Annotated in this window: 16 protein-coding genes and 1 tRNA gene; 8 read left to right on the top strand and 9 right to left on the bottom strand. The window is 64.3% G+C overall.

Going from position 1 to position 15,592, the window contains the following annotated elements; all coding sequences use genetic code 11:
• Nucleotides 1–82 (bottom strand) — tRNA-Tyr (locus AB5Y64_RS11210).
• 223 nt (nt 83–305) lie between these two features.
• On the bottom strand, nt 306–1,394 hold the full coding sequence (locus AB5Y64_RS11205; RefSeq protein WP_049636968.1) for a ketoacyl-ACP synthase III: 1,089 nt from the start codon (nt 1,392–1,394) through the stop codon (nt 306–308).
• A 200-nt stretch (nt 1,395–1,594) separates the two neighbouring features.
• Between AB5Y64_RS11205 and AB5Y64_RS11200 the strand changes: the two genes are divergently transcribed.
• The 6 genes from AB5Y64_RS11200 (at nt 1,595) to AB5Y64_RS11175 (ending at nt 7,045) form a co-directional block, all read left to right on the top strand.
• Nucleotides 1,595–2,548, top strand: a complete 954-nt coding sequence (locus AB5Y64_RS11200) for a LysR family transcriptional regulator (RefSeq protein WP_368203800.1) — start codon at nt 1,595–1,597, stop codon at nt 2,546–2,548.
• A 128-nt stretch (nt 2,549–2,676) separates the two neighbouring features.
• Complete coding sequence (locus AB5Y64_RS11195) at nt 2,677–3,288, top strand: LysE family translocator (RefSeq protein WP_039041052.1); 612 nt, start codon at nt 2,677–2,679, stop codon at nt 3,286–3,288.
• 177 nt (nt 3,289–3,465) lie between these two features.
• Complete coding sequence (locus tag AB5Y64_RS11190; RefSeq protein ID WP_368203798.1) at nt 3,466–5,325, top strand: U32 family peptidase; 1,860 nt, start codon at nt 3,466–3,468, stop codon at nt 5,323–5,325.
• Nucleotides 5,326–5,531: 206 nt separating this feature from the next.
• Nucleotides 5,532–5,972 (top strand): ASCH domain-containing protein, encoded by a 441-nt coding sequence (locus tag AB5Y64_RS11185; RefSeq protein ID WP_081331948.1) that lies wholly within the window; start codon nt 5,532–5,534, stop codon nt 5,970–5,972.
• A gap of 43 nt (nt 5,973–6,015) precedes the next feature.
• On the top strand, nt 6,016–6,273 hold the full coding sequence (locus AB5Y64_RS11180) for a DUF1272 domain-containing protein (RefSeq protein ID WP_368203797.1): 258 nt from the start codon (nt 6,016–6,018) through the stop codon (nt 6,271–6,273).
• Between the two features lie 106 nt (nt 6,274–6,379).
• Nucleotides 6,380–7,045, top strand: coding sequence for a class I SAM-dependent methyltransferase (locus tag AB5Y64_RS11175; protein ID WP_336582239.1), 666 nt, complete (start codon nt 6,380–6,382; stop codon nt 7,043–7,045).
• A gap of 22 nt (nt 7,046–7,067) precedes the next feature.
• On the opposite strand, the gene AB5Y64_RS11170 is transcribed toward AB5Y64_RS11175, so the two are convergent.
• The 6 genes from AB5Y64_RS11170 to AB5Y64_RS11145 all read right to left on the bottom strand — a co-directional run bounded on the left by AB5Y64_RS11170 (nt 7,068) and on the right by AB5Y64_RS11145 (nt 12,785).
• Nucleotides 7,068–7,544, bottom strand: a complete 477-nt coding sequence (locus tag AB5Y64_RS11170; protein ID WP_368203794.1) for a methylated-DNA--[protein]-cysteine S-methyltransferase — start codon at nt 7,542–7,544, stop codon at nt 7,068–7,070.
• A complete protein-coding gene (locus AB5Y64_RS11165) occupies nt 7,541–9,049 on the bottom strand; it encodes an AlkA N-terminal domain-containing protein (RefSeq protein WP_368203792.1) in 1,509 nt (502 codons plus the stop codon). Before AB5Y64_RS11165 ends, AB5Y64_RS11170 begins: the two co-directional genes overlap by 4 nt.
• 260 nt (nt 9,050–9,309) lie before the next feature.
• Nucleotides 9,310–10,788: a carboxypeptidase M32 gene (locus tag AB5Y64_RS11160; protein WP_368203790.1), complete on the bottom strand. Its 1,479-nt coding sequence runs from the start codon at nt 10,786–10,788 to the stop codon at nt 9,310–9,312.
• Nucleotides 10,789–10,894: 106 nt separating this feature from the next.
• Nucleotides 10,895–11,476 (bottom strand): DNA endonuclease SmrA, encoded by a 582-nt coding sequence (gene smrA, locus AB5Y64_RS11155; protein WP_368203789.1) that lies wholly within the window; start codon nt 11,474–11,476, stop codon nt 10,895–10,897.
• A 116-nt stretch (nt 11,477–11,592) separates the two neighbouring features.
• On the bottom strand, nt 11,593–11,742 hold the full coding sequence (locus AB5Y64_RS11150) for a DUF3149 domain-containing protein (protein WP_010673287.1): 150 nt from the start codon (nt 11,740–11,742) through the stop codon (nt 11,593–11,595).
• Between the two features lie 155 nt (nt 11,743–11,897).
• Entirely contained in the window at nt 11,898–12,785 is an 888-nt protein-coding gene (locus tag AB5Y64_RS11145) for a TraB/GumN family protein (RefSeq protein ID WP_041211227.1), read from the bottom strand.
• 70 nt (nt 12,786–12,855) lie between these two features.
• On the opposite strand from AB5Y64_RS11145, the gene AB5Y64_RS11140 reads away from it, so the two are divergent.
• On the top strand, nt 12,856–13,188 hold the full coding sequence (locus AB5Y64_RS11140; RefSeq protein WP_041214640.1) for a DUF1904 family protein: 333 nt from the start codon (nt 12,856–12,858) through the stop codon (nt 13,186–13,188).
• A 60-nt stretch (nt 13,189–13,248) separates the two neighbouring features.
• Here the strand turns inward: AB5Y64_RS11140 and AB5Y64_RS11135 are convergent, their stop codons facing one another.
• Entirely contained in the window at nt 13,249–14,079 is an 831-nt protein-coding gene (locus tag AB5Y64_RS11135) for an SDR family oxidoreductase (protein WP_368203787.1), read from the bottom strand.
• A 171-nt stretch (nt 14,080–14,250) separates the two neighbouring features.
• On the opposite strand from AB5Y64_RS11135, the gene AB5Y64_RS11130 reads away from it, so the two are divergent.
• A complete protein-coding gene (locus tag AB5Y64_RS11130) occupies nt 14,251–15,579 on the top strand; it encodes an IS4 family transposase (RefSeq protein WP_053288733.1) in 1,329 nt (442 codons plus the stop codon).
• Nucleotides 15,580–15,592: the final 13 nt, after the last annotated feature.

Here is a 15,592-nt window from a genome sequence, read left to right as displayed (position 1 = left end):
TGGAGGGAGAAGGATTCGAACCTTCGAAGGCAGAGCCGTCAGATTTACAGTCTGATCCCTTTGGCCGCTCGGGAACCCCTCCCCAAGTGCGAGGCCGCATACTACCAGATCCGGCAAGGTTGTGAACCCCTTGGCCGCATTCTGACGACAAAAAAGTGTCAAGTGGTCATTTTTTGATATGTTTCGCTCAAAATTCACACTTTTCAATGACTTTTATGTCGCTGCCGAAACGGCGAGGGGGCGTAGGGGGGCTGGCTGCCAGGAGCCACGGGGCTCCTGGCGGATCATGGGGAGCGGGCGCTCGCTCAGGCGTCGGCGGGGCGGGCCTGCTGGCAACCCTGCACCGCATGGGCGATGAGTTCGAGGGCGCTCTGCTCGCAGGGGGGCAGCACCTCGTCGCAACTCGCGATCGGGGTGACGCGATCTCCCCATTTGATGAGGGCGGCGCCCCAGGTCAGCCCGGCCCCGAAGGCGGCGGTCAGCAGGTAGCTGTTCGGCTTGACCCGACCCCGCTCCAGCGCCTCGCACAGGGCGATGGGCACGGTGGCGGCGGAGGTGTTGCCGTACTGCTCTATGTTGACCATCACCTTCTCCATGGGGGCGTTCATCCGCTTGGCCAGGGTCTCGATGATGCGCACGTTCGCCTGGTGCGGCACGATGAGGTCGATCTGCTCGGGGGCGATGCCGGCCTGGGCCAGTACGGTGCCGGTGGCTTCGCCCATGCCGCGTACGGCGCGCTTGAAGATCTCCTGCCCCTCGAAGTTGAAGGTGAAGAGGCCGTCAATGTCGGCGAAACGCACCCGATCCGTACCGAAGTTCGGCACGTGCAGTATCTCCCGCGCTTCGCTGTCACAACCGAGCTTGCTGGCAATCAGGCCGCTCTCCTGCTCGCTCGCCTCGATGATGACGGCGCCAGCGCCATCCCCGAACAGCACGGCGGTGTCGCGCTTGGCCCAGTCCAGCAACTGGGTCAGTCGCTCGGCACCGATCACCAGCACCCTTTGCATCATGCCGGTCTGCACCAGGGAGGTGGCGACCGAGAGGGCATAGACGAAGCCGGTGCAGGCGGCGTTGAGGTCGAACACCGCCGCCTTGTGGGCGCCGAGAGCCTGCTGCACGGCGGAGGCACCATTGGGGACCAGCGTGCCCGGGGTGGCGGTCGCCAGGATGATGCCATCGAGGGCGGCGGCGTCCAGGCCTGCGCACGCCAGGGCGCGACGGCCGGCCAGGGTGGCGAGCGTCTGGGTGCTGACATGGGAGACCCGGCGGGCCTTGATGCCGGTGCGCGGGTAGATCCACTCGTCCGAGGTATCCATGATGGTGCCGAGGTCATCGTTGGTCAGCGAGGCGGGGGGCAGGCATTTTCCCCACCCGGTGATAGTGGCGTATGTCATCTTGTCGTCGCTTGTCGTGATGGCCGCCCTGGGGCGGAAAGTGGCGAAATTATGCCGCACGGGGCGTTCACTGTCATCCTGCGGTCCCCCCAGTGTAAGGGGAGTGGCGGGAGCAAGACCGTGATTTTGCTTAAATTTCCGCTTCTCCTTGCCGTAAGATGAAGGCCCGATCCCGGCGACCCCTTCCCGAGGTGACTCCTGTGCACAAAGCGAATCTCAATCTCTTGCCCACCCTCAAGGTGCTGCTGGAGACCCGCAACATCAGCCGGGCGGCGGAGCTGCTGAACCTGAGCCAGCCCTCCATCAGCAAGCAGCTCGGCCAGCTTCGCAGCGAGTTTGGCGACGAGCTGCTGGTGCGGGAAGGGCAGCGCTGGCTGCTGACTCCGCGGGCCGAGGCCCTGGCGGCGGCGCTTGCCGATTCCCTCGGGGCCCTGGAGCGGCTCTACGAGGCGCCGGAATTTGCCCCCGAGCGCTGCGAGCGGGTGTTTCGGCTCGCCTCCTCCGACTACGTGGCCCAGCACATCTTGCCGGACATCTGTGCGGCCCTGGCGAGGGCCGCCCCCCGGGCGGCGCTGGAGTACAGCCTGTGGGACAAGCGCCAGTTGCCCCAGCTCTGGCAATCGGAGCTGGACATGGTCTCCACCATCACGGAGCTGGTGCCGGACCAGATCCGCGGCCTGCATCAGGGGGAGGACAGGCTGGTGGTGCTGATGGGGCGCCATCACCCGCTCTCTGGCATGGCGCTCAGCCTGGAGGATTACCTCGCCTGGCCCCACCTGCAGGTGAGCGGGGGCGGGGACAAGGACAGCCCGGTGGAGCAGGTGCTGGCCCCCCGAGGGCTCTCCCGCCGCTGGTTTGCCCGGGTGCCCTTCTTCCAGGCCGCAGTGGAGGTGCTGCTGCGCACAGACTGTCTGATGACCACCCCGGCCCATATCGCCTGGCAGCTCTCCCGGGAACATGCCCTGAGTTTTTGCGATCTCCCCTTCGCCACCCGGGTCCAGCAGTATCATCTGCTGTGGCACCAGCGCCACCACCTGGATCCGGCTCACCGCTGGTTTCGCGAGCTGGCCTATCCCTTCCTGCGGGATCACCTGCAATTCACCCTGGGGGAGAGTCGCAAGCAGTTGGCTGGAGGGTCGCAGGCGGGCCACTGATGGCAGCGGGTTGTGCCACTCTATAACCACTGGCTATGGACTCTATTCATAACTTTCACTTCTGGCATAGCGAGCCACCCCCTACCCTGATCCCGGGTGACAACAATCGACACGAAGGAAGAGAGGGTATGGAGCTGACGAGTTGGCTGGCGCTGGCCGCCATTTGCGTGATGGGGGCCATCAGCCCGGGGCCGAGCCTGGCACTGATCATCCGCAATACGGTGCAGGGAGGGCAGGGCCACGGGGTTGCCACTGCGCTGGGCCACGGCCTGGGAGTCGGCATCTATGCGCTGATCACGGCCCTCGGCCTCGCCATCCTGATCACCCAGACCCCGCTGCTGTTCGATCTCATCCGCTACGGCGGCGCGGCGTTCCTCGCCTGGCTCGGGATCAAGGCGCTGCTGGCCAGGCCCGCAGGGGGTGAGGCAGGCAAGGAGGAGGGGCACCCGCCACGGGGACGTCAAGGGGCGTTCGAGGGCTTTATGGTGGCCTTCTTGAACCCCCAGCTCGCCATCTTCTTTATCGCCCTGTTCAGCCAGTTCGTGCACGCCGACACCGGCTGGCGTGAGGGGGGCATCATGATGCTGACCGCAGGCGGCATCGATGCGCTCTGGTATGTGCTGGTGGCCCTGGTGCTCTCTCGCGGGCCCGTACTCGCCTGGCTCAAGGCCAAATCCACCGTGATCGACAAGGTGAGCGGCCTGGTGCTGCTGGGGCTGGCCCTCAAGGTCGTGATCTAGCTCCGCGTCGGGTGCCAGCGTAGTCGGCACACTCTCAGGGCCGGGGGATGAGGGCCCGCCAGATGTCCTTGTTCCGGGTCAATCCTGCATTCTGCGGTGATCTTAAGCGGGATCAAGGCGGGGGGCGGGGAGTCTGGCTAGAGTGGCGGCCATTTGCAGCCCTTCGAACCGGACGTTATGCGCGATCAGAACCATCACAACCGCCTGGAGTTGCTGGCCCCGGCCAAGAACCTTGCCTATGGCATCGAGGCCATCAACCACGGCGCCGACGCCGTCTACATGGGCGGCCCCGCCTTCGGTGCCCGCAGCGCAGCAGGCAACAGCCTCGAGGACATCGAGGCGCTGGCCCGCCATGCCCACCGCTTCGGCGCCCAGGTCTTCGTCGCCTTCAATACCCTGCTGCACGACCACGAGCTGGAGCAGGCCCGGCGCCTGACCCATCAGATCTACGAGGCAGGGGCCGATGGGCTGATCGTGCAGGACATGGGACTGCTGGCGCTCGATTTGCCCCCCATCGCGCTGCACGCCAGCACCCAGACCGACAACCGCACCTCGGAAAAGGTAAAGTTTCTGCAGGACGTGGGCTTCTCCCAGGTGGTGCTGGCCCGCGAGCTCTCCCTTGCGCAGATCCGCGAGATAAGCGCCGCCACGAGCGTGCAGCTGGAGTTCTTCATCCACGGCGCCCTGTGCGTCTCCTACAGCGGCCAGTGCAACATCAGCCACGCCCGTACCGGGCGCAGCGCGAATCGCGGCGAGTGCGCCCAGCTCTGTCGGCTGCCCTGTTCCCTGCAAACGCCAGGGGGGGAGGTGCTGGTGGAAAACAGCCACCTGCTCTCCTTGAAAGACATGGATCAGACCGACAACCTGGAGGCGCTGATCGCCGCAGGGATCCGCTCCTTCAAGATTGAAGGGCGCCTCAAGGGGCTCGACTACGTCAAGAACGTCACTGCCTGGTATCGCCAGAAGCTGGACACCATTCTGGCGAGCCGCCCCGATCTGGTGGCCGCTTCCGCCGGTCGTTGCAGCTACACCTTTACGCCGGATCCCAAGAAGAGTTTCAACCGGGGCAGCACCGACTACTTCCTCCATGGCCGACAGCCAGGCATCGACTCGCCGCGCAGCCCGAAATACGTCGGGGAGCCGCTCGGACGCGTCACCAGCGTGACCCGCGATGGCATCGAGATCGACGGCCAGGCCGTAGCCCTCAACAACGGCGATGGCCTCGGCTTCTTCAAGCCGGGGGGCGAGCTGGTGGGGATGCGCCTCAATAAAGTGGAGGAGAAGGCACAGAGCAAGCGGTTACTCCTGTCGGAACCCATGCCCGGTCTCAAGGTAGGCACCGAGATCTTTCGCAACCACGATCAGGCCTTCAGCAAGCAGCTCGAAAAGGGGAGCGCGGATCGCCGCATCCGGGTCGATATGCGGCTATCGGAGTGCGACGAGGGACTGCGGCTCGAACTTGTGGACGAGCAGGGCATTGGTGCCGCCGTCACGCTCCCCTGCGACCAGCAGCCGGCCGACAACCCGGAACGGGCGCTGCAACAGGCCAGGGATCAGCTCGGCAAACTCGGCAACACCCTGTTTGTGGCTCGCCAGATTGAGTTGGCATTCACTCACCCGCTGTTTATTGCGGCTTCACAGCTTAACGGCTTGCGCCGGGAGGGGATCGCCGCCCTGGAGGCGGCCCGTCTGGCTGCCTACCGGCGACCCGAGCGGCGCATTCCCCTGCGAGGCGCCGTTTATCCCCAGCATCGGCTCTCCTACCTCGGCAACGTGCTGAACAGCGCGGCGGAGCAGTTCTTTCGCGAACACGGGGTGGGGAGCATCGCCCCCGCGTATGAGGCGAACAAGGAGGAGCGGGAAGTGGTGCTGATGACAACGAAGCACTGCATTCGCTACAGCCAGCAGCTCTGCCCCAAGGAGATGCCCGGTCTCAAGGCCGAGCCCCTGGAGCTCAAGATGGGCAAGGAGAGTTTCCGCCTGCGCTTTGACTGCCACCGCTGCGAGATGCAGGTGATGGGCAGCCTCAAGGGGTGATGGCCTAGTCCTGTCCCCTTTCCTGGGGGATGCCCGGTGTCAGGTATCCATCACCAGAGTGGGCCATGACTTGGGGGAAGGAGTGTGCTCTTATCATGGGGGGACTGCGAAGAGGGGCTGTCATCTCTCTTCGTGAGAGGCTTGATGCCTTATTCGAGCCTCTATGTCTGTGTTATCACCACAAGGAATGAGGTTTAGACGGATCTATGCTCGCACTCTCGATAGTCAGTCCACACGGGACAAATATCGCGTCAGGTAAAAAGACATTGGAAGTCCGTTCCTGGTGCCCTCCATCTCTGCCTGTTCGTGATTTATTGATCGTTGAAAATTCAGTATTTTTATCTCTCGATATGCCAGTTGATCCTGATGGCAAAGTCGTTGCGATCGTCGACATTGAAGAGGTGCATGAATGGCAACCCGATGAAGTCGCCGCCGCCTGCTCGAGTGGCTGGGTGCCCGGCTACTGGGCTTGGCGTATTGCTAATGTTCGCCCCATTGTGGATGGCTCCGTTGTGCCCGCCCAGCGCAAGCTTTATGAGATTGACCCACAGAGCCTGACGCCGGGCATGAGCTACCAGGTGGCGGACAACGCCGAACCCCATCGCTCCTATACGGAACTGGGCGCTCGCCTCTTTATCGTCGACTGAGCCGCCCTCTTTCCCGCTTCCCTTTGCGCTTCAGGAACTTGCCATGCTTGAACTCAGACCCAACTGCGAGTGCTGTGACCGGGATCTGCCCGCCGACACGGCGACGGCCTACATCTGCTCCTTCGAGTGCACCTTCTGCGCCGAGTGCAACGATCAGTATCTGCACCTGACCTGCCCCAACTGTGGCGGCGAGCTGGTCAGGCGCCCGCGCCGCCCGGCGGCCAAGCTGGTGAACAACCCCGCCTCCCTCCAGCGCGTCTTCAATCCGGCTCTGAAAGCGGCGCTGGGCAAGAGGGGCTAGGGCCCTCCCTTCATGGGAAGGGCTGGCAACTGGCTTGCCCCTGTGGCTCTTGACCTTCTCCCGGCGGCAGCCCCTATCAAGGGGGCTCACACCAAAGGAGCAAAAGATGACGGAGCGATTCGAAGGAGAAGGGGCGAAGGCCTATGACAGCCGCATCCCCCTGCTGGTGCCAGGCTACGAGCTGCTGCATCAGCTTTGTGCCTCCCGGCTGATGGCCGCGCTGGGCCAGCAGGCTAGGGTGCTGCTGGTTGGGGTGGGCACGGGCAGCGAGTTGCTGCTGCTTGGCCGTCTCTGCCCCCGCTGGACCTTTGTGGCCCAGGATATCTCGGCGGACATGCTGGCCCAGGCCAGGATGCGGGCCGAGCAGGCGGGCATGGGGGAGAGGGTGTGCTGGCACCTGGGCGCATTGCCTGTGGTGAATAAGCCTTGCGATGGTGCACTCTGTCTGCTGGTGCTGCATTTTCTGGCGCAAGATGCCAAAGCCGCGCTATTGGGTGATATTTATCGCCAGCTCAATCCTGGCGCTCCCCTGCTGCTGGCGGATCTGATGGCGCCCACGGACCCGCTTGAGCGCAAGGCGATGGGGTTGCAAGCCGCCCTCGCCGGTTTGCCGCTTCCTGCCTGCGAGCAGATGGTGCGCCGCCTCGGAGAGGACTTCACCTCCCTGGACGAGGGACAGACCCGCCGCCTCTTGCAAGGGGCCGGTTTCGCGGCGGCGCACCGCTTCTTTCAGGTGCTGGGGTTTCACGGCTGGCTGGCGCAGCGGCAGTGAGCCCTGGCCGGGTGGCGCCGGATCAACGAGAGGCCCTCTCCAGCGTCAGCAGTGCCTGCTTGATAGGCAGGCCTCCCGCATAGCCGGTGAGGCTGCCATTCTGGCCGATCACCCGGTGGCAGGGGATGATGATGGAGAGCGGATTGCGACCGTTCGCGGCACCCACCGCCCGCACCGCGTTTGGCTTGCCGATGGCGCGGGCGATGTCGCCGTAGCTGCGGGTCTCCCCGTAGGGGATGTCGCACAGCGCCTGCCACACCGCTTGTTGAAACGCCGTGCCCCTGGGGGCGAGCGGCAGGGTGAAGCGCTGCAACCTGCCCGCGAAGTAGCCCTGAAACTCGGCGAGGAAGGGGGCGAGCGCCTCGCCGTCCTGCTGCCAGTCCTGCATGTCGGGCAGCGGCCGCAGTCCGGCCACGAAGTCCACATGGACCAGACCGCGTTCGTCGATGGCGACCAGCAGTTCGCCCTGGTCGGTGGGCATCATGTCATAGCGGATCATAGGCTCTTCTCCTCGTCTTGTGTCTGTGTTGGCCGAGTGAGCAGCGCCGGTTGTTCACTCATGGCGTGCCACAGCCAGCTCGCGGCATAGGCGCGCCACGGCTGCCAGGGGGCGCTGCGCGCTGTCACCTCTTTCACCGGCAGCTTGTCACCGCCCCCCAGCGCCTTTTGCAGCACGAGATCCGAGGCGGGGAAGGCATCCGTGTCGAGCCCGCAGCGCAGCCGCCAGTAAGCGACCGTCCAGGGGCCTATGCCCGGCAGCGCGAGCAGTTGTTCGTCGCTCGCGCTGCCCAGGGTGAGCGCGCCGCTTGCGAGCGCCGCGGCCAGCCCCTGCAGCGTGCGGATGCGGCTGCCCGGCATGCCGATGCCGTCGAGATCCAGCTCGCACAGCTGGGTCGGGGTGGGCAGCTGCGCGGTGCCGAACTGCGCCAGGGTGCGCGCCACCAGGCGCCCCATGATGGTGATGGCACCCTTGACCGACACCTGTTGGCCTACGATGGCGCGCAGCATCACCTCGTATTCATCCCACCCCCCCGGCAGCCGCACCCCGGGCCATCGTCCCTGGATGCCGGCGAGCAGCGGATCCTGCCCCAGGTGTTCGCCGATGCGGCCCATGTCGGCGTCGAGATCCCACATGCGGCGCACGCGGTACAGGATGTCCGGCAGCGCACCCGGCGGCAGATCCCGCACCGTGAGTCTGAGCCTCTCCCCCTCGACGGGCTCGATGCGGATGAGCCCCTCCTGCTCGCCGACCCGGTGACGGCGTTCGTAACCGTGCTCATCCACCCGCTCCAGCCCCGGAATGGCGCGCAACCGGTAGAACGCGAGCATGGCCTGGACGTCGAACGGCGGGCGATACAGCAGGTGCAGTTGCAGGCTAGATTGCGGTGTCTCCTGCGGCGCGCCCCCTTCCTGCTTGCGCAGGGCGCCCGGTGTCATGCCATACGCCTGCAGCCAGGCGTCGTTGAAGCGGCGAATGCTTGCAAAGCCTGCGGCAAACGCCACGTCCGTGATGGGCAGGCGCGTCTCCGTCAGCAGCCGTTTCGCAAGCAGCAGGCGGCGCGTCTGCTCCACCTGTTTCGGCGAGGCGCCGAGATGTTGCTCGAACTGGCGCCTCAGGGTGCGCTCCGTGATCCCGGCCTGCGTTGCAAGGGAGCCCAGGCTGTGCTCCGCCAGCTCGCCGCGCTCGATGCGCGCCAGCACCTGGGCGACGAGCGGTGGCAGATCGCCGCTCTGGGCCGGTGCGAGCTCCGGGCGACAGCGCAGGCAGGGGCGCAGCCCGTGCTGCTCTGCCGCCGCCGCGAAGCGAAAATAGCGCACATTGTGCTCGTGCGGTGCCCGCGCCGGACACACGGGGCGGCAATAGATGCCGGTGGAGAGCACCCCGGTGAAGAAGCGACCATCGAAACGCGCGTCTCGCGCGAGGCGTGCGGCGTGGCACTGCTCCCGGGTGAGACCCGGGATGATCTCGTCCCGTTGGGATGAATGCGGGGGCGATGTGGTCATGGCATGGCTCGGGTTGCTGTGGGCATGTCCCAGAGACTAAGCGGGGGCGAGAGGGGTGACTAGCCAAAAACGGACAGGGATAGCAAAAATAGTGCGATCCGAGGAATCCCAGTCCTCCCTTTGTAAGGTTAGGGGGGCAGGACCCCACCCTAACCCTCCCCTTCGTAAGGGGAGGGGACAAACAGCTCCCCTCTGTGAACGGGGCGGGGTTAGCTCCTCCCCCTTGTGAAGGGGGAGGCTGGGAGGGGGTTCAACCTCGCTTATTTCAGATAGCGCTGTTCGAGGTGTTTGCGCAGCCACTGGGGATTGAGCGCCTCACCGGTCGCGCGGCGAATGAGCTCGTCCGTGCCGTGCAGGCTGCCTTGGGACCAGATATGGCGACCGAGCCAGCCAAAGATCTCCGGCAGGCGGCCGGACTCTACGAGCGTGCCCATGTCGCCGAGCTCACGCTCGAGTGCGAAGCGCAGCTGCGCCGCGTACATGGCGCCGAGCGTGTAGCTCGGGAAGTAGCCAAACGAGCCGTCCGTCCAGTGGATGTCCTGCATGCAGCCGTTCTGGTAATTGCCCTTCGTGGACAAGCCGAGCCACTGCTGCATCTTCGCGTCCCACAGCTCGGGGATGTCCGCGACCTCGATGCGCCCTTCCATCAAGTCCCGCTCCAGCTCGTAGCGCAGGATGACGTGGGCCGGGTAGGTGACTTCGTCCGCATCGACGCGGATAAAGCCGGGCTCGACCCTGTTGTACAGCTTCTCGAGGTTTGCCGGTGCGAGCGCATCCTCTGCCCCGAAGTGCGCGCGAATGCGCGGCGCAATCAGCGTGAGGAACGCGGGGTGATGGCCGAGTTGCATCTCGCAGAACAGGCTCTGGCTCTCGTGAATACCCATGGAACGCGCCTCGGCCACCGGCTGGCCGAGCAGTGTGCGCGGCAGGCCCTGCTCGTAGCGTGCGTGGCCCGTCTCGTGGACGATGCCCATCAGGCTGGAGACGAACTCCTGCTCGTTGTAGCGCGTGGTGATGCGCACGTCCGTCGGCACGCCGCCGCAGAACGGGTGGCTGCTCACGTCGAGCCTGCCGTGCGCAAAATCAAAGCCGAGCAGCCCCATCACCTCCTGGCCGAGGGCCTGCTGCGTCGCAACCGGGAACGGGCCTTGCGGGGTGAGGATGGTCTCGATTTTCTGCCGCTCGCTCACGGTCTGGATGAGGCCGGGCAACCAGCTCGTCAGATCGCCGAAGATCTGATCCAGCCTCGCGCTCGTCATGCCGGGCTCGTACAGCGCCAGCATGGCGTCATAGGGGCGCACCCCGAGCGCGTCGGCGCGCAGGCGAGCCACCTCCCGCGACAGGCGCACCACCTCCTCGAGGTTCGGGGCAAAACCTGCCCAGTCGTTCTCCTTGCGCTGGCGACGCCAGGCGTGCTCGCATTTGCTGCCGGCCAGGGAAAGCGCCTCCACCAGCGCCCCCGGCAGCAGGCTTGCATCCTGCCACTGGCGCTTGATCTCCCGCAGGTTCGCACGCTGGTGCTCGTCCAGCGGTTCGCTCTCTGCCTTGGCTATCCACTCCCCAAGCTCGGGGGCGGTGCGCTTGCCGTGGATCAGCACGCCAAGCTCCGCCATCGCCTCGGCGCGGGCCTCGTTGCCCCCCTCCGGCATCATGGCGGCCTGATCCCAGCCGCAGATGGCGGAGAGGTGGGAGAGGCGGTGCAGTTGTTGCTGATGTTGTTCGAGTTTCTGGTATGACATGGGATTGTCCTTGTTATCGTCCCTGATGGTATGCACCCCGTACCTGGCATGATCGGGGCCGCCCGATGCTAGCACTGCCATCCACCCTGGTGCCACCCTCAGGCAGTCAGCCGAGGCGCTTCTGGTGCCGTTCGCGGTTTTCCGCCTTCTTGCGCTCGCTCTTGCGCAGCAATACGTAGAGCGCACCGCTGCCGCCGTGGCGGCGCTCGGCGCTGTGCATGGCCATCACCGAAGGCAACTGTGGCAGCCAGGCGCTGACATGGCTCTTGAGCAGGGCACGCGGGGTGCTGCGCTCCCCCTTGCCGTGCAGGATCAGCAGGCAGCGGATATCCCGCACTTCGCATTCGGCAATGAACTGCACCAGGGCGATACGGGCCTCGTTGAGCGTCTTGTGGTGCAGGTCGAGGGAGCCTTGCAGCTCGTATTTGCCAAGGCGCAGCTTCTTGTAGACCCCCTCCTGCACGCCGTCACGCTTGAAGCCGACGATGGCATGGGGGTCCAGCATCTCGACTGCTTCCGTGCCGAGGTGATCCAGGGTGAGTTGTTCGGCGGTGGCGGCTTCCCGGCGCGCGAGTTGCGCCTCGGTGGGCTGGCTGTTGCCCGCAGTGGGGGCGATATGGTCGCTGCGAAGGGGCCGCACGTCGGCCACTTCCTGCAGGAACAGTGAGAGTTCGTCGTTATGAGACACGGCAGGCTCCCCGCATGAAAATGAGGGAGCCAGTATAGCGGGCCTTGGTGGGCCTTAGAATGGCAACGCTCGCGGGCCCCGGCCCCTGCCGGGTAAGGCGGTCTGAGCGAGCCTGGTTATTGCCCCTCTTTGGGCGGCTCTGCGTGCATCACCTTGTAGATGAAATAGACTGCATAGGCGCTGATGAGCAGGAAGGTGCCGAAAATCACCAGCATGGACATAAGCCCCACGCTGTTGCCGAACATCAGGTTCATCCAGAATTCCATCTCGTTCACTCCTGTCACTGGGCGGTGACAGGCATGATAGATACCTCTTCAGGAGGGAGAGGATGATCTCGATCAACTCCCTCTCTGGTTATTTAATCGGCAGCAAATTCTGTGAGCCGACGCGCATCCGGCGCGTCAGGCCGCCGGACTGGACGCTATTTTGCTTTCTCCAGGGTCGGTTCGGTGAGGGGCGTGATGCGCCAGCCCTGCTGCTCCAGCAGGGCGAGCAGCCCGTGCTCGCCGTAAAGATGCAGGGCCCCTACCACGATAAAGCTCTCGTTCGGCAGGCTGGGCCACTTCTTGACCCAGTTGCGGTTGCGCTCTGCCAGCAGGGTCTGTTCCAGCCAGGCTTGCAGCTTGGGCGGTGCCATCTCCTCCCTGAGCAGATTGATGAGGGTGTCCTGATCCCCGTTCTGCCAGGCGGTCATCACGGCGTCGAACCCCTGCTGGATGTCGGGCAGCTCGTCCAGGGTGCTCTCCAGCATCAAGGTCTGGTTGTCGCCGACGCTCGCGAGATAGCCGAGTTGCTCCAGCAGGGTCTCCAGCCCGACGATGGGCTTGCCGCCGTCGTTCGCCCGCTTGGCGAAGTGCTGGTCGACACCGTATTCACCGCGATAGCCGGTGCGCTCCAGGGCCGCCTGGGTCAGGGTAATGGCCGCAAACCAGGGACGCAGCGGAGCCAGCATGCTCTCGTTCAGACCGTTCTGGCCCGCGGCGATGAGGGTGCGACGGTAGAGGTCGATGGGCAGGTGATCCTTGAGGGTCTTGCCGTCGACGAGCCGGGTGATGGCGCCCATCTCCTGCCACTGCTCCTGGCTGATGTGGGTCATGTCCACCTCCATCACCAGGGCGCGGCTCTGCTGCCAGGCGCGCTCCACCGGGTCCGGCAGGGGATAGAGAGAGGGTTTGCCCGCGTGGATGGACCCCAGCAGCCAGTGCTGTTCGTTGCCCTTGTTGATGCGGTAAAAGGCCGGATCGGCCATGGCATGGAGCGGCAGCAGCAGGCAGAGCAGGAAGGAGAGCAGCGTGGGATGGAATCTCATGAGGCACCTTATGTGAGCGGGATGAGTGCTCTATGATAAGTCCTCATTTGTCACAGCCAAGAGGTTTCCCATGCCCCACCTTCGTTTTCGGGCAGTTTCTGTCGACACCCTGCAGCGGATAAGCGCCCCCCTGATGGCGGATCTCTGCGCCCTGACCGGCGGCAAGCCGGAGTTCGTCACCCTGGAGTGCGTGCCGAGCCAGTGGGTACGAGATGGCCAGCCCGAAGCCGGTTTCCCCTTCGTGGAGCTGGTCTGGTTCGAGCGACCGCAGGAGATGCAGGATGCCGCCGCCGCCCTCATCACCCGCCACCTGAAAGGGGTGCTGGGGGAGCAGACCTATGTGGTGGTGCAGGTGCTGCCCATCGTCAAGAGTCACTACTACAGCAACGGCCAGCACTATTGAGCAGGCATCGTTGCTAAGACAGGTGCATATCAAGAGGAGGGCCGCCGAGGGCCCTCTTTATCAGGCGGATTTGATCAGCAGCTTGTCCAGCCAGCGGCTTGGCAGCAGGCGGCGCAACACGGTAAACAATTTGGTCGGGAAGGTGACCGGGTAGCGGTGCCTGGGACGCTTGCTCGTGAGCGCATGCAGTAAAGGCGGGATGCAGGCCTCGCTTGGCAGGGTAAAGCCGCGGGCACCCCCTTCACGCTCCAGCCTGGCCAGCGTCTGGGCATAGGCGTCCTGATGGCGGCTGGTGGCGGGATCTATGTGGCGCAGGAAGGCCTCCCGGGCATTGGCGCGAAACCGGGTGTCGATGGGGCCGGGTTCGATCAGGCTGATGTGCACGCCGCTGCCCGCGAGTTCCAGGCGCAGGGTGTCGGTATAGCCTTCCAGCGCGAACTTGCTGGCGTTGTAGGCGCCACGATACTTCATGGCCACCAGGCCAAGCACCGAGCTGTTCTGCACGATGCGCCCCTCGCCTACCGCCAGCATGGGGGGCAATACCTGGCGAATGAGGTGATGCCAGCCAAAGAGGTTGGTCTCGAACTGCTCGCGCAGCGCCTCGGTGGGCAGATCTTCCAGCGCACCGGGCTGGCCGTAGGCGCCGTTGTTGAACAGCCCGTAGAGGCGCCCCTCGGCCAGGGCCAGCGCCTCTGCCGCCCCTCGCTCTATGCTGGCGCTGTCCGCCAGATCCAGTTGCACCGCCAACAGACCCTGCTGCTGCAGCAGGGCCACATCCTCGCCCTTGCGGGCGGAAGCGATGACGGTGAAGCCCCGGGCGCCGAGCTTTCTTGCGGCGGCGAGGCCGATGCCGCTGGAGCAGCCGGTGACGAGCACGAAGGGATGGGGCATGAGCATGGTCCTGATTGACGGCCGGCAGGTGGCCCGAAGTTGGCATGGTAGCGTGGTGCCACCAAAAACAAAACCGGGCCAGAGGCCTAATGCCGATCAGTTAAGGATCCATTGACCGATCCTCAGGCTGTGTAAGAATCCGAAACTCCTTGTTGGGTTTCGGATTTTTTTATGCGTATCGACCAAGCTCTCGACTTCATTCACGCCTGTCCTCCCGGAAAGTTTGAGTCCCTGTCTGACCTGCTGTCACCTGAACTGGTGCAGGCTTGCTTGGCCGAGACGGGCTCCGTCTCCTTGCGCCGACGGCGCATGCCCATGGAGCGGGTGCTATGGGCCATTATCGGGATGTCCTTGTTTCGTCATGTCCCTATGGCCCAGCTGGCCAACCAGCTCGATATCCTGTTACCCGGCGACCGGCCGTTTGTCGTCCCCAGCGCCTTCATCCAGGCGCGCCAAAAACTGGCTGACCAAGCCGTTCGACAGGTGTTCCAGCAGACCGCCACACTCTGGCATCAGCAGTGTCAGCACCCCACCTGGGCCGGCTTGCAGCTGCTGGCCGTGGACGGGGTGGTCTGGCGCACGCCCGATACTCCGGACAATGCCGGCGCCTTTGCCAAGTCGAAAACCGTCCAGGGGGAGACGCAATATCCCCAGGTCCGCATGTTGTGTCAGATGGAGCTGACCAGTCATCTGCTGACCCAGACAGTGATGGACTCCTGTGCGGTAAACGAGATGGTGTTGGCAGAGCAACTGATTGAAAAAACACCCGATAATAGCCTGACCCTGTTCGATAAGGGCTTCTACTCACTGGGGTTACTCCATGCCTGGCAACGCCAGGGCGTAGCGCGTCACTGGCTTATTCCGCTGAAAAAGGGGGCTCAATACGAGGTCATCCGCAAGCTGGGGCGGCAGGATGTGCTGGTACGCCTCAGTGCCAGTCCGCAGGCCAAGAAGAAGTGGAGCGAGTTGCCGGAGCAGTTCGAAGCCCGGCTGCTGACCCGGACGGTAAACGGCAAGGAGCGGCAGGTGCTGACCTCGCTCACCGACCCGCTGCGCTTCCCGGCCAGCGAGTTGATGGAGCTATACCAGAATCGCTGGGAAATCGAGCTGGGCTATCGGGAGATGAAACATAGCCTGCAACAGCACCGGCTGACGCTGCGCAGCAAGAAACCCGATGGAGTAAGGCAGGAGCTATGGGGCTTGGTATTGGCCTATAACCTACTGAGATATCAGATGGTTAGGATGGCGGCGAGCTTAAAGGGCTATACGGCCAGCCAGTTGAGCTTTCACATGGCATCGGTGTATCTGCTGCATGAACTCAGTTGCCTGCCGTTTGTGTCACCGGGCATGGTTCCAGGGCGTGTCGCTGAGTTGGACAAACAGGCAGAGCAGTTCAAGTTACCCGCCCGCCGAGAACGAAGTTACCCAAGGTGCATCAAAGCCAAACCACAGAAGTATGCGACGAGAAAACCTAGTAAAAACAATGCCAGTCAGGCTTAACTGACTGGCATTA

Origin of the sequence: Aeromonas sp. R5-1, from assembly GCF_040908265.1 — a bacterium.
Lineage (GTDB): Bacteria > Pseudomonadota > Gammaproteobacteria > Enterobacterales > Aeromonadaceae > Aeromonas > Aeromonas caviae.
This window is presented reverse-complemented; position numbering and strand designations above follow the sequence as displayed.